The following is a 19,621-nucleotide window of genomic DNA, read 5'->3' as shown; positions in this document are numbered from 1 at the left end:
GCCGGCCGGGTTGGTCAGGCGTGGCGGGTGATGTCGTCGTAGTCGAGGCGGGGCAGGCGGGGGAACCAGGCGTCGGGGCCGGGCTTGCCGAGGTTGACCACGAGCAGGGAGCGCCAGGTGCTGTCGGCGAAGAGGTCGCGGTCGAGGGCGGCGGCGTCGAAGCCGGCCATGGGGCCGGCGGCGAGGCCGGCGGCGCGGACGGCCAGTAGCCAGTAGCCGATCTGGAGGGTGGCGTTGAAGCGGGCCATGCCTTCGCGGGCGGTGGCGTCGGCGGCGAGGCCGTCGCGCATCTCGGGGCGGATCGGGAAGACGCGTGGGATGAACTCGTGGAAGTCGGTGTCGGCGGCGAGGACGGCCACGACGGGTGCGGTGGCGGTCTTGGCGCGGTTGCCTTCGGACATGTGGGTGAGCAGTCGGTCGCGGGTCTCGCCGGGGCGGGTGTAGAGGACCCGCAGGGGTTGGGTGTTGGCGGCGGTGGGCGGGTACTTGGCGAGGTCGAAGATGGCGCGCAGTTGGGCGTCGGTGACGGGTTCGTCGGTGAAGGTGTTGGCGGTGCGTGCGTCGGTGAACAGTTGTGCCTGGGCTGCGGGGTCGAGGGTGATCAGGTCGGTCGTGGCGGTGTCGGTCATGTCGGGTTTCCTTCGCACCTGGGGGCCTTAACTGCTCAGAGACTAGCAGCTAGTTTTTTCGAAGTTGCTTTGTCGTGCGGAACGCCACGTATCCTGGGGTCATGACGCCCCGCTCCCCCACCGGTGAGGTTCCCCGGTCCTGCGACGGGGGGCTGACGCGGGCGTTCGCGTTCCTCGGCAAGCGGTGGAACGGGGTGCTGCTGGGCACCCTGGCGCACGGGCCGGCGGGGTTCGCCGAGCTGACCCGCGCGTTACCGGGGATCAGCGAGTCGGTGCTGTCCGACCGGCTCGGCGAGCTGGCCCGGGTGGGGTTGGTGCACCGCACGGTGCGGCAGGGCCCGCCGCTGGGGGTGAGCTACGAGCTGACCGAGCGGGGCGCGGCGGTGCTGCCGGCGTTGGACGCCCTGGCCCAGTGGGCGCACGAGAACCTGCCCGCCGAGGAGTGCGGCCGGGCGTGAGCGGGTGACCGCACTGGCCCGGGGCATGTGATCATCGTCGGATGCCGTTACGCGCCGAACACGACCGGATGCTGCTGGGGCGGCTGCTGGGCCGCGACCCGACGCTGCACGCCTACCAGCTGGGTGACCTGGACGACTTCTTCTGGCCGTACACGTCGTGGTTCCGCCGCGGCGAGCAGGTCGCGCTGCTGTACCACGCGGTGGTGCCGCCGACGCTGCTGGCGTTCGCCGACGCCGCCGGCCGGGAGGAGTTGGCGGCGCTGCTGACCGACCTGGCGCCGGTGCTGCCGGCGCGGCTGCACGCGCACCTGTCCCCCGGCTTGGCGCCGGTGCTGGCCGGCTGGTTCCGCGTCGCCGACGGCGGCGCGCACCGGAAGATGGCGCTGACCGACCGGGCGCGGCTGGCCGCGGTTCCCGGTGCGGGGCAGCCGCTGGGTGCCGCCGACCTGCCGGAGCTGACGCGGCTGTACGCGGTGGCGTACCCGGGCAACTGGTTCGACCCGAGGATGCTCGACACCGGCCGGTACGTGGGGGTGCGCCGTGACGGGGAGCTGGTGGCGGTGGCCGGGGTGCACGTGTACTCCCCGGTGTGGCGGGTGGCGGCGCTGGGCAACGTCACCACCCATCCCGGGTATCGGGGGCGGGGTTTGGCCGCGGCGGCGGTGGCCGCGCTGTGCCGGCGGCTGGCCGCCGACGTCGACCACGTCACGTTGAACGTGCGGGCCGACAACGTGGCGGCGCTGCGGCTGTACGAGCGGCTCGGGTTCACCGAGGTCGCCGGGTACGGCGAGTACACGCTCACCGCGTGCCCGGGACCGCGGTGAGCGCCGCGCCGGCGGCGGGGCTGTGGCGGCGCCGGTGGGTGCGGCTGCTCGCCGTGGCCGTGGGTGTCGTCGGCGCGGCTGTGGTGGGTCTGCGTGGGCGGCTGCCCGACCCGCGGGAGTTCCTCGCCGCGTTGACCGGCGCCGGCTACGGGTGGGTGGTGCTGGCGGTGCTGTTGCAGGCCGTCTCGTTGGCGGCGTTCGCGTTGCAGCAGTGGCGGCTGCTCGACGCCCTGGGGGTGCGTCTGCGTCGGGGCCGGGTGGTGGCGATCAGCCTGGCCCGCACGGCGTTGTCGATCTCGTTGCCGGCGGGGGCGGCGGTCTCCACCGGGTACGCCATTCGGGAGTACGAGCGTGCCGGCGCGCCGCGGGAGATGGCGGCGGCCTCGGCGGTGGTGTCCGGGTTGGCGTCCCTGGGCGGGTTGGCCCTGCTGTACGTGGGCGGGGGTGCGGTGGTGCTGGTCCGTGCCCCGGGCGGGTGGGACTGGCGTCCGCTGGCCGTCGTGGCGGCGTTGGGTGGGTTGACGGCGTTGGCGGTGCTGGCCGGACGCAGGCAGCCGCGTCGGCGTGTGGTCGGTCCCGTTGCGGGGCTTGACGTGTCGGGGGGTGTGGTGCGTCGGCACGTGCGGGCGTTGCTGGTCTCGGCCCGGCAGGCGTGGCGGGCGGGGGCGAAGCTGCGGGTGCGGGACTGGGCGGCGGCGGTGGGGTACGCGGCGGTGAACTGGGCGGCCGACCTGCTGTGCCTGGCCGCCGCCGCGCTGGCGCTGCACCTGCCGGTGGGGGTGACCGCCCTGGCGGGCATCTACCTCGGTGTGCAGATCGTCCGGCAGGTGCCGCTGACGCCGGGCGGGGTGGGTGTCATCGACACCGCACTGGTCGCCGGGCTCACCGCCTCGGGCGCGACCGCGGTCAGCGCCGCCGCTGCCGTGCTGGTCTACCGGATGCTGTCCTGCTGGCTGCTCATTCCTGTTGGCGGGATCGCCGGGTTGACGCTGCGCGGCGACCGGGCGGTGAGCCGGGTCTGAACGCCGGGGGCGGCGGGACGCGACCGCGTCCCGCCGCCCCCGGCGGGTGGGTCAGCGGCGGCGGGTGGGTGAGTCGAAGCGGCCGGCGCGGATCTCCCGTAGTGCCCGCCGGCGGGCGTCCCCGCGCAGGGTGTCGACGTAGAGGCGCCCGGCGAGGTGGTCGGTCTCGTGTTGCAGGGCGCGGGCGAGGAAACCGCTGCCGGAGATGGTCAGCGGCTCGCCGTGCTGGTCGAAGCCGCGGGCGGTGGCGTGCAGGGCGCGGGGGGTCGGGAAGTACAGCCCGGGGATGGACAGGCAGCCTTCGTCGTCGTCCTGCGACTCCTCGGACAGCTCCACCGTCGGGTTGATCATGTGGCCGCGGTGGCCGTCGGCGTCGTAGACGAACACCTGCGCGGGCACGCCGATCTGTGGGGCGGCGACGCCGGCGCGGCCGGGGGCGCCGAGCAGGGTGTCCATCAGGTCGCCGACCAGGGCGCGCAGGTCGGCGTCGAAGCTGGTCACCGGCTCGCAGCCGGTGCGCAGCACCGGGTCGCCGATGATCCGGATGGGCCGCATCGTCATGGCAGCAGGCTATCGGCCCGGGGTCCGGGTGCGGGGGCGAGGGCGGCGCGGACGGGCCGGGCCTTGGCGGCGGCCTCGGCGACCTCGGCGTCGGGGTCGCTGTCCCAGGTGATGCCGCCGCCGGCCCAGCCGTGCAGCAGGTGCCCGTCGGCGGCGGCGGTGCGGATGGTCAGGCCCAGGTCGATCCGGCCGGCGCCCACCCAGCCCAGCGCGCCCATGCTCGCGCCCCGGCCCACGGGTTCGTGGGCGGCGACGACGTCGAGGGCGGCAAGTTTCGGCGCGCCGGTGACCGACCCGCCGGGGCAGACCGCGCGCAGCAGGTCGGCCAGGCCCAGGCCGTCGGCGGGGGCCGCCGACACCGTCGACTCGGCCTGCCACAGGTCGCACCAGCGGCGTACGGCGAACAGTTCGTCGACGGTGACGGTGCCGGTGGCCGCGACGCGGGCCAGGTCGTTGCGTTCCAGGTCGACGATCATGATGTGTTCGGCGCGTTCCTTGGCCGAGGCGAGCAGCTCGGCGCGGCCGGCGGGGGTGGCCGGGCGGGTGCCCTTGATGGGGCGGGTGACCAGCCGGCCGCCCTCGACGGCGATCAGGGTCTCCGGGGAGGCGCAGCCGATCGCCCAGCCGGGGCCGTGCAGGGTGCCGCCGTAGCGGGCGCCGGGCAGCCGGCTCAGCCGGGCCAGGGCGGGGCGGGGGTCGCCGGTGTACGGGGCGGCGGCGTGGCCGACGAGGTTGACCTGGTAGACGTCGCCGCGGCCGATCGCGGCCCGCACGGCGGTCACGGCGTCGGCGTGCTGGCGGGTGCTCCAGCTCGGGGTCCAGTCGCCGATCCACCAGTCGCCGGCCCCGGGTGGTGGCGTCGGCGCGGCGGCGGGGGTGTGCGCGTAGACGACCACGGCCAGGTCGGGCAGGGCGGGGGCGGGGCTGGGCGCGCCGGGTGCCGCGGCGGCCAGCACGGCCCCGGCCGCGGCGGAGACGTACAGGGCGGCCCCGCACACCCCGGTCGGGTCGTGGGCCGCCGGGCGGGTCAGGTCGTCGACGCCGAGGCCGTGGGCGGTGAGGAACTCCTCGACGAGGCGGGCCGGGTCACCGCCGTCGCGCAGGCGCCAGTGCAGGCGGTCGCGTTCGGTGAGCCGGCCGCGGCAGCCGGCGGGGGCGGCGGGTGCGGTCACCCGCGTCAGTGGGAACGCTTCCACGCCGTCTGGCCCATTCCGCCTCGTCCGTTCAGTGGATTTCCCCCCGACATGGCGTGAACCCGCTCGATGCGGCTCACGTTCGCTTGGTACTGTGCGTCACTGGTCATGTGAACCATGACACAGTGCCCCCACAGTCCGGAGAACCCGATGTGCCAGCACCAACCCACCTGCCCCTCCGCCGAAGCGACCGACCGGGAAGCCGCCCGCGTCCTCGCCTGCTTCCCTGAGCAGGGCTGGAGCCTGCTCTGCAACGGTGTCATCGTCTTCGAGGACACCGGTGAACTCCTCCCCGACGGCAGCACCATCGCCCCCCACCGCGGTCCCGCCCGACACGCCCTCGCCGCCTGACCGTTCACCCAGCGTCAACCTGACGCACCCCGTCGACCACAGGCCAGCCCCCGGTCCCCGCGACCAGCCTGCCCGGTCGACGCATCCGCCGGGGCGGCGCGAACCACCGCCCCGGCGCGCCCCGACGTCACTCCTCGAACGCCTCCGGCGCCGGACACGAGCACACCAGGTTCCGGTCACCGTACGCGCCGTCGACCCGCCGCACCGGCGGCCAGTACTTCCCGGCCCGGTCCACCCCCGCCGGGTACGCCCCCACCGACCGCGGGTACGGGTGCGGCCACTCGTCGCCGGCCACCATCGCTGCCGTGTGTGGCGCGTTCGCCAGGGGATTGTCCCCCGCCGGCCACTCGCCCGAGCCCACCTTGTCGATCTCCGCCCGGATCGCGATCATCGCCGCGCAGAACCGGTCCAGCTCGGCCAGGTCCTCACTCTCCGTCGGCTCCACCATCAACGTCCCCGCCACCGGGAACGACATCGTCGGCGCGTGGAACCCGTAGTCGATCAGCCGCTTCGCCACGTCGTCGACCGTGACCCCGGTCGCCTTCGTCACCGGCCGCAGGTCCAGGATGCACTCGTGCGCGACCAGGCCCTTGTTGCCCGCGTACAACACCGGGAAGTGTTCCCGCAGCCGCACCGCCACGTAGTTCGCGGCCAGCACCGCCACCCCCGTCGCCCGGGTCAGCCCCGCCGCGCCCATCATCCGCAGGTACGCCCACGGGATCGGCAGGATCCCCGCCGACCCGTACCGCGCCGCCGAGATCGCCGGCCGGCCGTCACCGCCGACGCCCGGCAGGTACGGCGCCAGGTGCGCCCGCACCGCCACCGGACCCACCCCCGGCCCGCCCCCACCGTGCGGGATGCAGAACGTCTTGTGCAGGTTCAGGTGCGACACGTCCGCCCCGAACCGGCCCGGCTTGGCGAACCCGACCAGGGCGTTGAGGTTCGCCCCGTCGACGTACACCTGACCGCCCGCGTCGTGGACCTTCGCGCACAACTGCGCGATGCCCGTCTCGTACACCCCGTGCGTCGACGGGTACGTCACCATGATCGCCGCGAGCGTGTCCCGATGCTTGTCGATCTTCGTGTCGAGGTCGACCAGGTCGACGTTGCCGTCGCCGTCGCAACCCACCACGACCACCCGCATCCCCGCCATCACCGCCGACGCGGCGTTCGTGCCGTGCGCCGACGACGGGATCAGGCACACCTCCCGGTGCCCCTCACCCCGGTCCCGGTGGTACGTGCGGATCGCCAGCAGCCCCGCCAGTTCCCCCTGCGACCCGGCGTTGGGCTGCACGCTGACCGCGTCGTAGCCGGTCACCTCCGCCAGCCAGCCCTCCAGTTGGGCGATCATCTCCCGGTACCCGGCCGTCTGCGACGCCGGCGCGAACGGGTGCAGGTGGGCGAACTCCGCCCAGCTCACCGGCTCCATCTCCGTGGTCGCGTTCAGCTTCATCGTGCACGACCCCAGCGGGATCATCCCCCGGTCCAGGGCGTAGTCGAAGTCCGACAGCCGCCGCAGGTACCGCAGCATCGCCGTCTCCGAGTGGTGGCTGCGGAACACCGGGTGGGTGAGGAAGTCCGAGGTGCGCGCCAACGCCGCCGGCAGGGCCACGTCCCCCTCCCCGTCGACCCCGGCCACCCCGAACGCCGCCCACACCGCCGACAGGTGCGCCGCCGTGGTCGTCTCGTCGCAGGAGATCCCCACCCGGTCGGCGTCGACGCACCGCAGGTTCACCCCCCGCGCCTGCGCCTGCGCCACCACCTCGGCGGCCCGGCCCGGCACGCTCGCGGTGACCGTGTCGAAGAACGCGACGTCCGCCACCGCCACCCCACCGGCGCGCAGCCCGGCCGCGAGCCGCGCCGCCGTGCCATGGGTACGCGCCGCGATGGCCCGCAGCCCGTCCGGGCCGTGGTAGACGGCGTACATGCCGGCCATCACCGCCAGCAGCACCTGCGCGGTGCAGATGTTGCTGGTCGCCCTCTCCCGCCGGATGTGCTGCTCACGGGTCTGCAACGCCAACCGGTACGCCGGGTTGCCGGCGGCGTCGCGGGACACCCCGACCAGCCGGCCGGGCAGCATCCGCTCCAACCCCGAACGCACCGCCAGGTACCCGGCGTGCGGGCCACCGAAGCCCATCGGCACCCCGAACCGCTGGGTGGTGCCGGCGGCCACGTCCGCGCCGATCTCCCCCGGCGGGCGCAGCAACGTCAGCGCCAACAGGTCCGCCGCCACACACACCAGCGCCCCCGCCGCGTGCGCCGCCGCCACCAGCGCGGCATGGTCCCGCACCGCCCCGGACGCCCCCGGGTACTGCAGGTGCAGGCCGAAGAACTCCGCCGGCAACTCCTCGGCGTCGACGTCGAGGACCCGCACCTCGATGCCCAACGGCTCCGCCCGACTCATGATCACCGCGAGGGTCTGCGGCAACGCGTCGGCGTCGACGACGTACACGCCGCTGCGGCTCTTCGACGCGCGGCGGGCCAGGGTCATCGCCTCGGCCGCCGCGGTGCCCTCGTCGAGCATCGAGGCGTTCGCGGTGGCCAGCCCCGTCAGGTCGGTGACCATCGTCTGGAAGTTCAGCAGCGCCTCCAGCCGGCCCTGGCTGATCTCCGGCTGGTACGGCGTGTACGCCGTGTACCACGCCGGGCTCTCCAGCACGTTGCGGCGGATCACCGCCGGGGTGTGCGTGCCGTGGTAACCCAACCCGATCATCGACACGGCGACGGTGTTCCGCGCGGCCAGGGCCCGCAGCTCGGCCAGGGCGTCGTGCTCGCTGGCCGGCTCCGGCAGGTCCAGGGCACCGTGCCAGCGGATCACCTCGGGAATCGCGGCGTCCATCAGCTCGTCGATCGAGTCGTAGCCGACGGCCTCCAGCATGCGGCGCTCGTCGGCCGGATCGGGGCCGATGTGACGGGCGGCGAACTGCTCTACGGTCATGGCGGCGCTCCCGCAGGGGTGAGGTCGACAGGTCGGCCTCCCCCTGAGTCGCACCCCGGGAAGGGCGCTCCACAGTGCCTGCCCACGAGGTCCTTTTGCCTGAGAGGTTCCGGGGAGGAAGCTGCCCCTTCGGCGCCGCCCGCAACGATCATCGGACGGTCTCTCCCACGTGGGTGGTACCGGCGACATCCACGCTACCAGCGCCACCGGCACCGGCGGAGGTCGTCCCCCCGACCAGTGGATCACCGGCAGGCCGGGCGCGGCGGGTCAGCCGGCGACCGGCGCCGGGGCCCCGGCGCCGGCGAGCCGGTCGGCCAGCGCCGGCAGCAGCACGCCCAGCGGCGCATCGGCCCGCACGGTGGCGTACCCGTCGCCCCGGGTCACCCCCTGGTTGACGATCGCCACCGGAATGCCCCGTTTCGCGGCCCGGATCACGAACCGGCGGCCCGACATCACCGTCAACGACGACCCGAGCACCAACAGCGACCGAGCCCCCTCGACCAGGTCGAAGCAGCGGGCCACCCGGGCGGCGGGAACCGTCTCCCCGAAGAACACCACGTCCGGTTTCAGCAGCCCGGTGCGGCAGAACCCGCAGTCCACCGGCCGGAACCCGGCCACCTCCCGGTCGTCGAGATCCACGTCACCGTCGGGGTGGACCGCCGCGACCACCGCGTCGAACCCCGGGTTGGCCTGCCGCAGCCGCCGGTCCAGTTCCTCGCGGGAGGTGTGGTTGCCGCAGTCCAGGCACACCACCTCGTCGAGGCGGCCGTGCAACTCCACCACCGGCTGCGACCCGGCGACGCTGTGCAGACCGTCGACGTTCTGGGTGATCACCGCGTCGACGAGCCCGCCGCGTTGCAGACGGGCCACCGCCCGGTGCCCGTCGTTCGGGGCGGCCCGGGCGATCGTGCGCCACCCCAGGTGGCTGCGCGCCCAGTACCGCCGCCGCGCCACCGGATCCCCGGTGAACGCCTGGAACGTCATCGGAGTGTGCCGACGCGCCACCCCGCTGGGCCCCCGATAGTCCGGAATGCCGGACTCGGTGGACAGGCCAGCCCCGCTCAACACCACGACACCGCCCTCGGCGAGCAGCCCCGCCAACGCGTCGAACGTCTCCGTCACGGCATCCATGCTGCCCCAGCGCCACCCCCGCCGGCGACCACCCGCCCGTGACCCTGCTCGCCGCAGCGCCGGTGCCCGCGCGCCCCGGCGGCTACGGTGGCAGGTATGCGCGTCGTCATCGCCGGCGGACACGGCAAGATCGCCCAACTGCTGCACCGGGAACTCGCCGGCCGCGGCGACACCGCCGTCGGACTGATCCGCAACCCCGACCACGCCGCCGCGCTACGCGCCAGCGGCGCCCACCCCGTCGTCTGCGACCTGGAACACGCCGACGCCGCACAGGTCGCCACCCACCTCGACGGGGCCGACGCGGTGGTCTTCGCCGCCGGCGCCGGCCCCGGCAGCGGCGCCGCCCGCAAGGACACCGTCGACCGGGCCGCCGCCGGCCTGCTCGCCGACGCCGCCCAGCGGACCGGGATACGCCGCTACCTGCTGCTCTCCGCCATGGGCGTGGACACGGCCCCACCCGCCGGCACCGACGACGTGTTCGCCGCCTACCTGCGGGCCAAGAAGGCCGCCGAGGACGACCTCACCGCCCGCGACCTGGACTGGACGGTCCTGCGCCCCGGCCGGCTCACCGACGACCCACCCACCGGCCGAGTCACCCTGACCCGGCACACCGACCCCGGGACGGTCACCCGCACCGACGTCGCCCGGGTCCTCGTCGCCCTGCTGTACCACCCGGGCAGCGCCGGCGCGGTCCTGGAACTGGTCACCGGCAACACCCCGATCGCCGACGCCGTCGCCGCTGCCTGCGCCCACCCCTGACCGGCCGACCCACCGACGGCGGGATCAGCCGCCGACGACCTGCCGTAGCTGCTGACTCGCCGCACCCGCCGCCGCCGCGTCGGCCCGCAGCCGCTCCGCCTGCGCCGACAGGTGCGCCTGCCACTGGTTCAGGTGCTGCTGCGCCGTCGCCACCGCCGCCAGCAACGCCCCGTGCCGCCCCTCCAACTCGCGCACCTGCCGCTGCAGATCCTCCGACCGCGACCCCGACTGCGCCGGCACCGCCCCCGCCCGCTGGTGCGCCTCCGCGAGGATCTCCTCGGCCTGCTGACGCGCGTCAGCGATGATCTCCGCGCCCTCCTCGCTGGCCTCACCGATCGTGCGGTTCGCCTCGGCCTGCGCCCGTACCGCCAACTCGACCACCATCGGGTCCGGGCCCTGCGGGGCGGCGCTCGGCAGCGCCCCGTGCCGCAGCATCTCCACCTGCTGCACCAGGCCCTCGTTCTCCCGCCGCAGCCGCTGCAACTCACCGTCGAGCAACGCGATCCGCTCGTCGGCCGACCGGGCCACGTCCGCGACCTCGTCGACGGACACCCACTCGCTGCCCCGGAACCGCCGCGCCTGCACCGCCCCCAACGCCCGGACCGTGTCGTCCCGCTGGAAACCGGTGACCCCGTCGCCGTGGTCGATGCTCATCGCGCAGCCGTCCCGGTGAAGTCCCGCGACGCGGCAACCGCCGCGCCCGCGAGGGGCGGATAAAGAGAATGATCATAACTTTCGGCCAGGATCCGGTCCGCTGGCACACCCGCGGCCACCAAGGCGCCGATCGTCTCCCGGGTCATCTCCGGACTGCCGCACACCAGCACGTCGGTGTCCCGCCACGAACCCAACCGCAGCGCCGTGTCAGCCGCCGTGCCCACCGCACCCGCCCACTGCCACCCGACCTCCACCGTCGGCACATACCGCAACCACCCGCCGACCCCGCCGGAGGACCACGCCGACGTCGACGCCAACTCCCGCAACCCCTGGTCGTCGTACAGGTCCTCCGGGGTCTTCGCGCCCACCACCAGCGTCACCGCACGCCCCGGCCCCTGCCGCAGCGCCTCCACCACCGCCCGCAACGGCGCCACCCCCGTCCCACCGGCCACCAGCAACAACGGCAGGTGCGGCGACCGGTCGTACGACGACAACGCCGCACCCACCGGCGAACCCAACAACACCTGGTCACCGACCCGCAGCCGGCGCACCAGATGGGTGGAGAACCGGCCCGTCGCCCGGACGTGGAACTCGATCGTCCCGTCCGGGCGCGGCGCGTTCGCCGGCGACAGGTACCGCCACACCCGCAACTGCGGCACCTGCACCGGCAACGACTGCCCCGGCAGGTACTCGCACAGATAGTTCGGCCGGACCGTGAACACACACACGTCCGCGCGGCGCCGCTGCACCGACAGGACCTCCGCCTCCCAGTACGGCGGCGACGACCGCTCCGCCTCCGCCGCCCCCGTCAGCATCAACCGCGCCACCACCTCGTACGCCGCCGCCCACTGCGCCCGCAACTGCGGCGTCCACCGCGGCCCGAGGAACCGCTCCAACGTCGCCAGCAACGCCTGCCCCACCCACACGTAGTGCCACTCCCCCAACGGCACCTCCCGACCCTGCCGGTCCGTGCCCCGGAACCGCCGATGGTCCGCGCCCAACCGGTGCGCGAACGCCGACAACTCCCGCTCGTCGTCGACGTGGGACACGATGTGCCCCAACGCCGCCAACAACTTGTCCTCCTGGTAGCTCATGTTCGTCGGGAACATCGACCGCGCCTCCGGCGCGATCACGAACAGGGTCGCGTAGAAGTACTTCGCCGCCTCCGGACCCGCCGCGCAGAACTGCGCCCAACTCTGCCGCAACGCCACGACGTCCACGCCTCAGTCCTCCCGCCGGCGGGCGGCATCGTGCCGCTCCCGCAGGGTCAGCTCCACCACACCGGCCGGCCCGTACGCGCGCTCCGCCGGCCACAGGTTCGGGTTCGGCACCCGCGGGTCGTAGTAGCGGTGATGCACCGCGTGCAACGCCGCCCACCCCACACTGCCGTTGAGCCACGACCAGTCACCGTGCACCGGCCGCCCCGCCCGCTCCTCCTGCGCGCAGAACTTCATGAACAACTCCGACTCGGTGTGCGGATCCGACACCCGCACCCCCGCCAGCCGGAACGAGTGCAGCACCGCCTGGTTGAGCACCAACACCGCGTGCTCCCGCCACAGCGTGTCCTCCCGCGACGTGTCCAACCCCAACCCCCGCGCCACCGGCAGCAACTGGTCGTACCGGTCCCGGTCGCCCAGGTTGCGCGTCCCGATCTCGTCACCCAGGTAGTGCCCGTTGAACGGGGCGCAACTGTAGTCCACCCCACCGACGCGCAACCGCATGTTGCTGATCACCGGCAGGGCGTGCCACCGCAACCGCAACTCCTCGAACCACGGATACGCCGGATGCACCAACGCGACCTCCCGCACCAGGTCCCGCGGCACCTGCACCAGCGTCGGATCCGCGTACGCCGTCTCGATCACCCACGGCAGCAGGTCGAACCGACCCGGCACCGGCGGCGGACGCCACCCCAACCGCAGCGCCGCGTCCGTCATCGCCACCTGCCCCGGATCACCCAGCACCGACCCGGCACCGCACCGGTGCCCGCAGTAGCGGATCAACTGGTCGTTCCAGATCCGCGCCCGCGGACCCACCCCCGGCCGGTCCGGCGCGAACACCGTCATCACCGACTGGATCCGGCCGCCGTTGTCCGCCACCGCCAGGTGCTGCGCCAACTCCCGCGCGATCCCCGCCACCGTCGTCACGTCCCGGCGGTCCCGGACCCGCAGCCCCGCCCACCGCACCCGGCCCACGCACCGCGCCGACTGCCGCCACGCCACCTTCGCCCCGTACGCCAACTCCTCACGGGTGTGCCGGTACGCGCCCGTGAGCGCGACCTCCTCCCGCACCTGCGCGATCCGCGCGTCCACCCCCGGCAGCCGCCGCTCCTCGTGGAACAGGTGCAGGAACTCCACCGCCTCCGCCAGCGTGTCCCCGACAGGCGGCGGCGTCGACACCCGGCCGGCGTGCGCGACCGGACACCCCGAGGCGCCGGCGTCCACGACCCGCCCGCCGACGTCCACCAAGGTCGCGGCGGCACGACTGTCTGTCTGCACTACGGTTCAAATCCGATCGTCGGGCAGGCGACCTCGCCGCTCCCTGCGTCGTCTCCGTCCGCCGCCCCCACCGGCCGTCACCGACGGTGAGAACCCCGAGGCGGGGGGCGAACGCCGCACATAGGATTACCGGCAACGCCACGACTGTCAACAAGACGACCCAAGCCGGGAATGTCCACACACGAGGCTTCCCGCGCGGCCGGACCACAACGGACACCGCCCACAGCGGACGCCCGACGCCTCAACCGGCCCGCCGACGCGCCCGACGCGCCGCCAGCTCGTCACCCACCGGATCCGCCGCCGGCTCCTCCACGACCCCACCCGCCGGCTCCGCCGGCAGATCCGACAACGAACCCTCGATCTCCTTGAACGCCCCGCCGATCGCGATACCGAACACGCCCTGGCCACCCTGCAACAGGTCGACCACCTCCTCCGGCGACCGGCACTCGTACACCGTCGTCCCGTCCGAGATCAACGTGATCCCCGCCAGATCGGCCACCCCCCGCGACCGCAGCGCCTCGATCGCCTTCCGGATGTTCTGCAACGACACCCCGGCGTCCAGCAACCGCTTCACGACCTTCAACACCACCAGGTCACGGAACGAGTACAGCCGAGACGTCCCCGAACCCGACGCGTCCCGCACACTCGGCACCACCAGCGACGTCCGCGCCCAGTAGTCCAACTGCCGGTACGTGATACCCACCGCGTGGCACGCCGTCACACCCCGGTAGCCCACCGCGCCGTCACCCTCAGTCGCCGGCCCCGCCGGCACCCCACCCGCCCCCCGCTGCTGCTGCGTACCAGGCTCGGGATCTCGCGGCTCGTGCATCCGGACAACCTCCCCGCCAGTGCGGTGACACGTCGCTTCCGGGACGTGCACCCCTCGACACGGCAAACCCTATAGCGCCCTTGAGGAGTTACCGCGCAGGAACGGTCACGACACGCCGCGCAGCCACACCGAAGATCCACGGCAGATCACCCACAGTGACCACACCGGGACGAGAAACAAACACGCACGGGCCCCACCCGCACCCGGGATCAGCCCGCGAAATCCTCCGGACGCACCTGCTCCAGGAACTCCCGGAACTTCTCCACCTCATCCTCCTGCTCGTCCGGAATCACGATCCCCGCCTCACTGAGGACCTGCTCCGCACAACGAATCGGCGCACCGACCCGCAACGCCAGGGCGATCGAGTCACTCGGCCGCGCCGACACCCGCACCCCGTCACCGATCAACAGATCGGCGTAGAAGACGTTCTCCTTCAACTCGGTGATCTCCACCGCCCGCAACGGCGCCTGCAACGCCGCCAACACGTCCCGCAAAAGATCATGCGTCAACGGCCGGGCCGGCTTGACCCCCTGCTGCTCGTAAGCGATCGCCGTCGCCTCCACCGCACCGATCCAGATCGGCAGATAGCGATCCCCCTCGACCTCCCGCAGCAGGACGATCGGCTGGTTGCTGGGCAACTCCACCCGAACTCCGACCACGCTCAGCTCGCGCACCGCCGCCTCCGTGTCGTTGTCACCTACGCCCGCACCGCGCCCTTCCCTGCACGGTACACGGACCGCGACACGCACATCCCATGCGCTACGTGCACCACGCCCCGCGCCAGAAAGGGGTTACCCCGGCAAGCCTACGACACGCACCCCCACCCAGATCTTTCCCACCGCCCCCCACAAACACCACGCGGCCCGGACCACCGCCCGGACCGCGCAGCACACACCACCTCACCGACCCAACGTCGACCGCAACCCCACCCGCACCAACGCCGCGTGCAACTGCTGAGACAACGCCACCAACTCCCGCGCCGTCTCCGCCGCCCGCGCCCGCGCCGCCGGATCACTCTGCCGCGCCAACGGGGCCACCAACTGCGCGAACAACCCCACCTCCCGATCCGCCGCCGTCCGGTAACCCCGCAGATGCCGAGGCTCCAACCCGTACGCCGCCAGACCCGCCACCGCCCGCGCGATGATCAACGCATCCCCGTCGTACCAACCCGGCGGATCCGACACCAGGATCCCGAGCCGCTCCAACTCACCCAACGTCGACTCGTCGATCCCGCTCCGCGCAACCAGGTCAACCCGACCCAACCGCACCTGCGCCGAATCCACCGGCTGATCCGCCGCGGCCCGGCCCGGCACCTCACCACCCGGACCCACCGCCACCAACGTCGGCCGAGACGGCACCGGCCCCTCCGCCGACGCATCCCACTGCGCCAACTGCTCACGGATCACCCGCAACGGCAGATACTGGTCCCGCTGCGCGGTCAACACGAACCGCAACCGCGCCACATCGTCCCAGCTGTACTTCCGATACCCCGAAGCCGTCCGCTGCGGCTCCACCAGCCCCTCGGACTCCAGGAACCGCAACTTCGAGATCGTGACGTCAGGAAACTCCACCCGAAGCTGCCCCAGCACCTCGCCGATACTCATCAGCGGTTGGGCACGGGCCGCCCCGGGAGGCGTCGAAGCCGCAGGCTCGTTCACCCCCGGCCGGCCTCCTCCTCCGGGCGCGGACCGGCGATGAACACCACCCGGAACTTGCCGATCTGCACCTCGTCACCATTACTCAACGTGGCCGCCTCGACCCGCTCCCGGTTCACGTACGTGCCGTTCAAACTTCCCACGTCCCGCACCGTGAACGTGCCACCATCCCGATGGAACTCGGCATGCCGCCGCGACACCGTCACGTCGTCCAGGAAGATGTCACTGTCCGGATGCCGGCCACTCGTCGTCACATCATGATCCAACAAGAACCGGGCACCCGCATTCGGACCCCGACGAACCACCAGCAGCGCCATACCCGGCGGCAACGAACCGGACATCCGGCTCGGCACCACATCGGTGTCCGGCCCCTCCAGCACTTCGTCGAGCGAACCGAGATTGAGCGTCGAAGTGACGTCGAGCGGGGGGAACTCGTCGTCTGGGCGCGTCATGGGACCACCTCACGGATCTGTTTCACGTTGGCGTCGGGTAATGGCGGGTCTGGCCGCCGGGCAGTCCACCCGGCGGCTGGCTCCCCGTGCCCGGAAAGGCAATTCCGCAACGCTCAACTCATTGGGTTCTCGGTCGACTGGGCGAGCCTAGCCAGCGCCGAAATGCAGGGCAACCGGACGCGCGGACACAACACCCGCACGCCCACGGACACTCAGCTCTCAGTCAGCTCGCGATACGCCCCGGCGGTCAACAACCCGTCCACCGCCACCGGATCGCTCGGCGTGATCTCCACCAGCCAACCCGCACCGTACGGATCAGAGTTGATCACCTCCGGAGTATCCGCCAACGCCTCGTTCCGCGCCGCCACGACCCCACTCACCGGGGCGTAGATCTCGGACACGCTCTTGGTCGACTCGATCTCACCCAAGGAGTCACCCGCGGCCACCTCCGCGCCCTCCTCCGGCAACTGGACGAACACGATGTCACCCAGCGCGTCCTGCGCGAAGTGCGTGATGCCGACCCGGACAGAGCCCGACCCGTCACCCGCCACCCACTCGTGCTCGGCGGTGTACCGCAGATCCTCAGGAATCACCACACGCGTCCTTCATCGTCGTGCCGACCATCGCTGCACCGGCGAACCGGCGCGCCGCGCCGGTCAGGAGACCGGACGGGCGTGTTCCAACTTCACGGGCGCGTGCAGCGCCGAAACCTCGGCAACCTCACGATCCTCAACGATCACGGTACCGCCGTCACCGGCAACCGATGCGGCCACCCCGCCCGGAATCTTCAACGCCGTCGCCATCGTCGTCGGATCACCGATCACCGTGATCGTGAACGGACCCGTCAACGGACGCCCGTCCACCACCAGAGCACCGTCCCCACCATCCAGGAAGTACGTCGACGCGATGATCCGAACCGACGCCCCGTCCCCACCCGAGATCTGCATCGCCTCCGCCCCCGCACCCCGCAACTCCTGCACCGCGTCCAGGATCCGGTACGCCGAAATCGGCTTCGACCCCGCCTCGAACCGCACACCCAACCCCGGCCCCCGCGCCGGCAACGTCCCCGCCAGAATCCCCAACTCGTCCGCCCGCCGCGTCGCCTCCTCCAGCGCCGCCTGCCGACCCTGCTCACCCGAACGCAACTGCCGCTGGCTCTCCTCCAACGACTCGATGTCCTGCCGCAGCCGCTTCTCCCGCGAATCCAGATCCGAGAAGATCCGCACCAAGTCCTCCTGCCGCGTCGCCGCCGACGTCGGGTCCGTCGACGTCGTCCGCAACTGCACCACCAGAGTGAACCCCAACAACCCCAGCAACAACGCGATCATCGCCCCCGCCGAGGTGAACCGACGCCCCACCCCGGCCACAGCCGCAGCCCCCGACGAACCACCGACATCCGACGAACCCTCGTCCTGCGCCGGCGGCTCACCCTCCGGCACCAACGGACTGATCTCGTCCGGATCCGGCGCCTCCGGCCGCGGATCCGGCTCCCCCGCCGGCCCCTGCGGACGCGCCGGACCCACCGGCCGGGGCCAACCGGTACCCGTCTCGCTCTGTTCCTCGCTCATCGCCACAAACCTACGCCCGGAACAGGTGCCGACGGATCGCCGCCACATTCCCGAAGATCCGCACCCCCAGCACGACCACCACACCGGTGGACAACTGCCCACCCACCCCCAACTGGTCACCCAGGTACACGATCAGACCCGCCACCAGCACGTTCGAGATGAACGACACCACGAACTGCTTGTCATCGAAGATCCGGTCGAGCTTCGCCCGCACCCCACCGAACACCGCGTCCAACGCCGCCACCACCGCGATCGGCAGATACGGCTGCAACGCCGCCGGAACCGTGGGATCCAGGTACACCCCGAGCACCACACCGGCGAGCAACGCCAACACCGCGATCATCGGCCACCTCCGGAAGGGCTGGGAGACACACCCGAGCCGGACGGCTCAGGCCGGGACGAACGGTCGGCACCCGACCCCGACACGGACGGACTCGGACTGACCGACGGCTCGGCGTAGCGTAGCCGTGGCTCCGGCGCCGCCGGCAGGGTGAGGTCCTCCACCGCACGCACCTGGAACGACAACCCCACCGACTCCACCAGGTCCCGCATCAGATACGCCGCCCGACTGCCGTCGAACCGCTCCCGCATCGACCCCGGCCCGATCGCCGACACCTCGTACGGACCCGTCACCGGCCGGAAATCCACCAGAATGGCCTCACCCGCCGACCGGATCGTCGACGTCGCCGTCAACCGCTGCCCGTTGATCGCCACCGCCTCCGCACCCGCCGCCCACAGGTCGTTGGCCACCTTCTGCAGATCCGTGTACAACACCCGCGGCGGACCGCCCTCGGCCCCGGTCACCCCGTCCTTGTCCTGCGCCGGCGCGTCCGCCAACCGCACCACCACACCGTCACCGCGCACCCGACCCAGCCCCGTGCCCGCCTCCAGCCGCCGCAGCCGCGACGCCTGCGAACCACTCAACGCCGCGTCCCGCTGCCGACCGACCTCCTCACGCAACCGGTCCGCCCGCGCCGCCAACCCGTCGGTCTCCGCCTCGCGCTCCTTGATCTCCGCCACCAAACCGGCCCGCGCCTGACTGCGCCCCGGCTCCTCGGCGACCGTCTGCCGGTACGCCACCGCGAACAGGAAACCCAACGCCACCGCCACCACCAGGCTCACCGACCGCGACGACCACGCCCGCCACCCCGACGGCGCCGGCGCCTCCCGGCGGCGGGCCGCCGCGTCCGCGTACCCCGGATCCAACGGGTTGCGGAACAACTCGGTCAGGAAATCCGGCGTGTACACCCGCAGCGCCGAACCCCGCCCCTCGCCATCCGCGCCCGGCCGCTGCCCCGCCGCGTCCCGCACCGGCCCCGGACCCGCCGTCATGCCGGCGCCCCCGACGACCCGGCCCGCACCGATCGCACCAGCCGCGCCGCCTGGACCACGTAGAGCGCGCCGGCCACCCAGTACAGCACCAGCCCCCACCACGCCAGGCCCCAGCCGATCGCGCCCGCGACCGTCGCCGTGGCCGCCGACGTCGCGTGCGCCAGCAGCAGGACCGGGAACGCGGCCAGCAACAGGAAGGTGGCGGTCTTGCCGACGTAGTGCACCGGCGGCGGGCCGTACCCGTACCGGCGCAGCACGCCGAGCGAACCCAGCAGCAGCAGCTCCCGCGTCAGCAGCGCGGCGGTGAACTGCCACGGCACCACCTCACGCGCCGTGAACGCCAGCAGGGTGGCCAGGATGTACAACCGGTCGGCGAGCGGATCCAGCAACTCGCCCAGGCGGCTGACCTGCTGCAGCCGGCGGGCGACCCAGCCGTCCACCCAGTCCGTCGTGCCCCCGATCGCCAGCACCACCACGGCGGCGACGTCGGCGCGCGGGACCAGCAGCAGGTACAGGAACAGCGGTACGCCGAGCAGCCGGACGAAGCTGATCAGATTGGGCAGGGTGAGGATCCGGTCCCCGCTCGGCACGACGCCCGGACCGCCGGTGCTCTTCGGGGGCGACGCCCCCGCCGGCCGACGCGACACCGAACCTCCCTCCGCAGCACGGTCCGGCGCCCTCGGGCGGGCGCTACGGAAGGACGTGCGCGTTGCCGGGCCGGGCTCCGCCGGCGCCTGTGTGATCCCGGACCGGGATCTCCCCTGGTCGGC

22 protein-coding genes and 1 riboswitch are annotated in these 19,621 nt (G+C 72.9%); of the genes, 5 read left to right on the top strand and 17 right to left on the bottom strand.

Annotated elements, in window-relative coordinates:
• Nucleotides 1-14: 14 nt before the first annotated feature.
• The gene (locus C5N14_RS22800; RefSeq protein WP_117670451.1) at nt 15-629 is read right to left on the bottom strand and encodes a malonic semialdehyde reductase; all 615 of its coding nucleotides are present in this window, start codon (nt 627-629) and stop codon (nt 15-17) included.
• A gap of 101 nt (nt 630-730) precedes the next feature.
• Between C5N14_RS22800 and C5N14_RS22795 the strand changes: the two genes are divergently transcribed.
• From C5N14_RS22795 to C5N14_RS22785, 3 genes are read left to right on the top strand one after another with little or no spacing between them, the layout of a single operon-like run.
• Nucleotides 731-1,087, top strand: a complete 357-nt coding sequence (locus tag C5N14_RS22795) for a helix-turn-helix domain-containing protein (protein WP_117670449.1) — start codon at nt 731-733, stop codon at nt 1,085-1,087.
• A gap of 41 nt (nt 1,088-1,128) precedes the next feature.
• Nucleotides 1,129-1,911 (top strand): GNAT family N-acetyltransferase, encoded by a 783-nt coding sequence (locus C5N14_RS22790; RefSeq protein ID WP_117670447.1) that lies wholly within the window; start codon nt 1,129-1,131, stop codon nt 1,909-1,911.
• The gene (locus C5N14_RS22785; protein ID WP_117670445.1) at nt 1,893-2,933 is read left to right on the top strand and encodes a lysylphosphatidylglycerol synthase transmembrane domain-containing protein; all 1,041 of its coding nucleotides are present in this window, start codon (nt 1,893-1,895) and stop codon (nt 2,931-2,933) included. Before C5N14_RS22790 ends, C5N14_RS22785 begins: the two co-directional genes overlap by 19 nt.
• 51 nt (nt 2,934-2,984) lie before the next feature.
• On the opposite strand, the gene def is transcribed toward C5N14_RS22785, so the two are convergent.
• Together def and C5N14_RS22775 are read right to left on the bottom strand one after the other, a co-directional pair.
• Nucleotides 2,985-3,494, bottom strand: a complete 510-nt coding sequence (gene def / locus C5N14_RS22780; protein ID WP_117670443.1) for a peptide deformylase — start codon at nt 3,492-3,494, stop codon at nt 2,985-2,987.
• Nucleotides 3,491-4,675 carry a chorismate-binding protein gene (locus C5N14_RS22775; RefSeq protein ID WP_243639965.1) on the bottom strand — a complete coding sequence of 395 codons (1,185 nt, stop codon included), beginning with the start codon at nt 4,673-4,675 and terminating at the stop codon, nt 3,491-3,493. Before C5N14_RS22775 ends, def begins: the two co-directional genes overlap by 4 nt.
• A gap of 162 nt (nt 4,676-4,837) precedes the next feature.
• Here C5N14_RS22775 and C5N14_RS22770 point away from each other — a divergent pair, with 162 nt between their 5' ends.
• Nucleotides 4,838-5,038: a DUF5999 family protein gene (locus C5N14_RS22770; RefSeq protein ID WP_117670439.1), complete on the top strand. Its 201-nt coding sequence runs from the start codon at nt 4,838-4,840 to the stop codon at nt 5,036-5,038.
• A 127-nt stretch (nt 5,039-5,165) separates the two neighbouring features.
• On the opposite strand, the gene gcvP is transcribed toward C5N14_RS22770, so the two are convergent.
• Together gcvP and C5N14_RS22760 are read right to left on the bottom strand one after the other, a co-directional pair.
• Nucleotides 5,166-7,976 carry an aminomethyl-transferring glycine dehydrogenase gene (gene gcvP, locus C5N14_RS22765; RefSeq protein WP_117670437.1) on the bottom strand — a complete coding sequence of 937 codons (2,811 nt, stop codon included), beginning with the start codon at nt 7,974-7,976 and terminating at the stop codon, nt 5,166-5,168.
• A 77-nt stretch (nt 7,977-8,053) separates the two neighbouring features.
• Nucleotides 8,054-8,154: riboswitch (glycine riboswitch) on the bottom strand.
• Between the two features lie 89 nt (nt 8,155-8,243).
• Nucleotides 8,244-9,107, bottom strand: a complete 864-nt coding sequence (locus C5N14_RS22760) for an NAD-dependent protein deacetylase (protein WP_117670435.1) — start codon at nt 9,105-9,107, stop codon at nt 8,244-8,246.
• A gap of 96 nt (nt 9,108-9,203) precedes the next feature.
• Here C5N14_RS22760 and C5N14_RS22755 point away from each other — a divergent pair, with 96 nt between their 5' ends.
• Nucleotides 9,204-9,866 (top strand): SDR family oxidoreductase, encoded by a 663-nt coding sequence (locus C5N14_RS22755; RefSeq protein WP_117670434.1) that lies wholly within the window; start codon nt 9,204-9,206, stop codon nt 9,864-9,866.
• 24 nt (nt 9,867-9,890) lie between these two features.
• Here C5N14_RS22755 and C5N14_RS22750 read toward each other — a convergent pair whose 3' ends face one another.
• The 12 genes from C5N14_RS22750 to C5N14_RS22695 form a co-directional block, all read right to left on the bottom strand.
• The gene (locus tag C5N14_RS22750) at nt 9,891-10,520 is read right to left on the bottom strand and encodes a hypothetical protein (RefSeq protein WP_243639930.1); all 630 of its coding nucleotides are present in this window, start codon (nt 10,518-10,520) and stop codon (nt 9,891-9,893) included.
• The gene (locus tag C5N14_RS22745; RefSeq protein WP_117670432.1) at nt 10,517-11,740 is read right to left on the bottom strand and encodes a globin domain-containing protein; all 1,224 of its coding nucleotides are present in this window, start codon (nt 11,738-11,740) and stop codon (nt 10,517-10,519) included. Before C5N14_RS22745 ends, C5N14_RS22750 begins: the two co-directional genes overlap by 4 nt.
• Before the next feature lie 3 nt (nt 11,741-11,743).
• Entirely contained in the window at nt 11,744-12,916 is a 1,173-nt protein-coding gene (locus C5N14_RS22740; RefSeq protein WP_243639963.1) for a nitric oxide synthase oxygenase, read from the bottom strand.
• A 340-nt stretch (nt 12,917-13,256) separates the two neighbouring features.
• Nucleotides 13,257-13,844 carry a MerR family transcriptional regulator gene (locus C5N14_RS22735; protein WP_165878198.1) on the bottom strand — a complete coding sequence of 196 codons (588 nt, stop codon included), beginning with the start codon at nt 13,842-13,844 and terminating at the stop codon, nt 13,257-13,259.
• Between the two features lie 209 nt (nt 13,845-14,053).
• Nucleotides 14,054-14,518 (bottom strand): bifunctional nuclease family protein, encoded by a 465-nt coding sequence (locus C5N14_RS22730; RefSeq protein ID WP_073833177.1) that lies wholly within the window; start codon nt 14,516-14,518, stop codon nt 14,054-14,056.
• Nucleotides 14,519-14,743: 225 nt separating this feature from the next.
• Nucleotides 14,744-15,448 (bottom strand): MerR family transcriptional regulator, encoded by a 705-nt coding sequence (locus C5N14_RS22725; protein WP_207892842.1) that lies wholly within the window; start codon nt 15,446-15,448, stop codon nt 14,744-14,746.
• Nucleotides 15,449-15,498: 50 nt separating this feature from the next.
• Complete coding sequence (locus C5N14_RS22720) at nt 15,499-15,951, bottom strand: FHA domain-containing protein (RefSeq protein ID WP_007071101.1); 453 nt, start codon at nt 15,949-15,951, stop codon at nt 15,499-15,501.
• A gap of 212 nt (nt 15,952-16,163) precedes the next feature.
• Nucleotides 16,164-16,544 carry a glycine cleavage system protein GcvH gene (gene gcvH, locus C5N14_RS22715; protein ID WP_117670635.1) on the bottom strand — a complete coding sequence of 127 codons (381 nt, stop codon included), beginning with the start codon at nt 16,542-16,544 and terminating at the stop codon, nt 16,164-16,166.
• A gap of 63 nt (nt 16,545-16,607) precedes the next feature.
• Entirely contained in the window at nt 16,608-17,519 is a 912-nt protein-coding gene (locus C5N14_RS22710; RefSeq protein ID WP_117670428.1) for a DUF881 domain-containing protein, read from the bottom strand.
• Nucleotides 17,520-17,529: 10 nt separating this feature from the next.
• Entirely contained in the window at nt 17,530-17,862 is a 333-nt protein-coding gene (locus tag C5N14_RS22705) for a small basic family protein (RefSeq protein ID WP_007071104.1), read from the bottom strand.
• Nucleotides 17,859-18,851: a DUF881 domain-containing protein gene (locus C5N14_RS22700; RefSeq protein ID WP_117670426.1), complete on the bottom strand. Its 993-nt coding sequence runs from the start codon at nt 18,849-18,851 to the stop codon at nt 17,859-17,861. The genes C5N14_RS22705 and C5N14_RS22700 overlap by 4 nt, the downstream gene beginning before the upstream one ends.
• Nucleotides 18,848-19,498: a CDP-alcohol phosphatidyltransferase family protein gene (locus tag C5N14_RS22695; RefSeq protein WP_117670424.1), complete on the bottom strand. Its 651-nt coding sequence runs from the start codon at nt 19,496-19,498 to the stop codon at nt 18,848-18,850. Before C5N14_RS22695 ends, C5N14_RS22700 begins: the two co-directional genes overlap by 4 nt.
• Nucleotides 19,499-19,621 lie beyond the last annotated feature (123 nt).

This window comes from Micromonospora sp. MW-13, from assembly GCF_003434305.1.
GTDB lineage: Bacteria > Actinomycetota > Actinomycetes > Mycobacteriales > Micromonosporaceae > Micromonospora.
The sequence above is the reverse complement of the archived record's forward strand: the minus strand, read 5'-3'. Positions and strand labels throughout refer to the sequence as shown.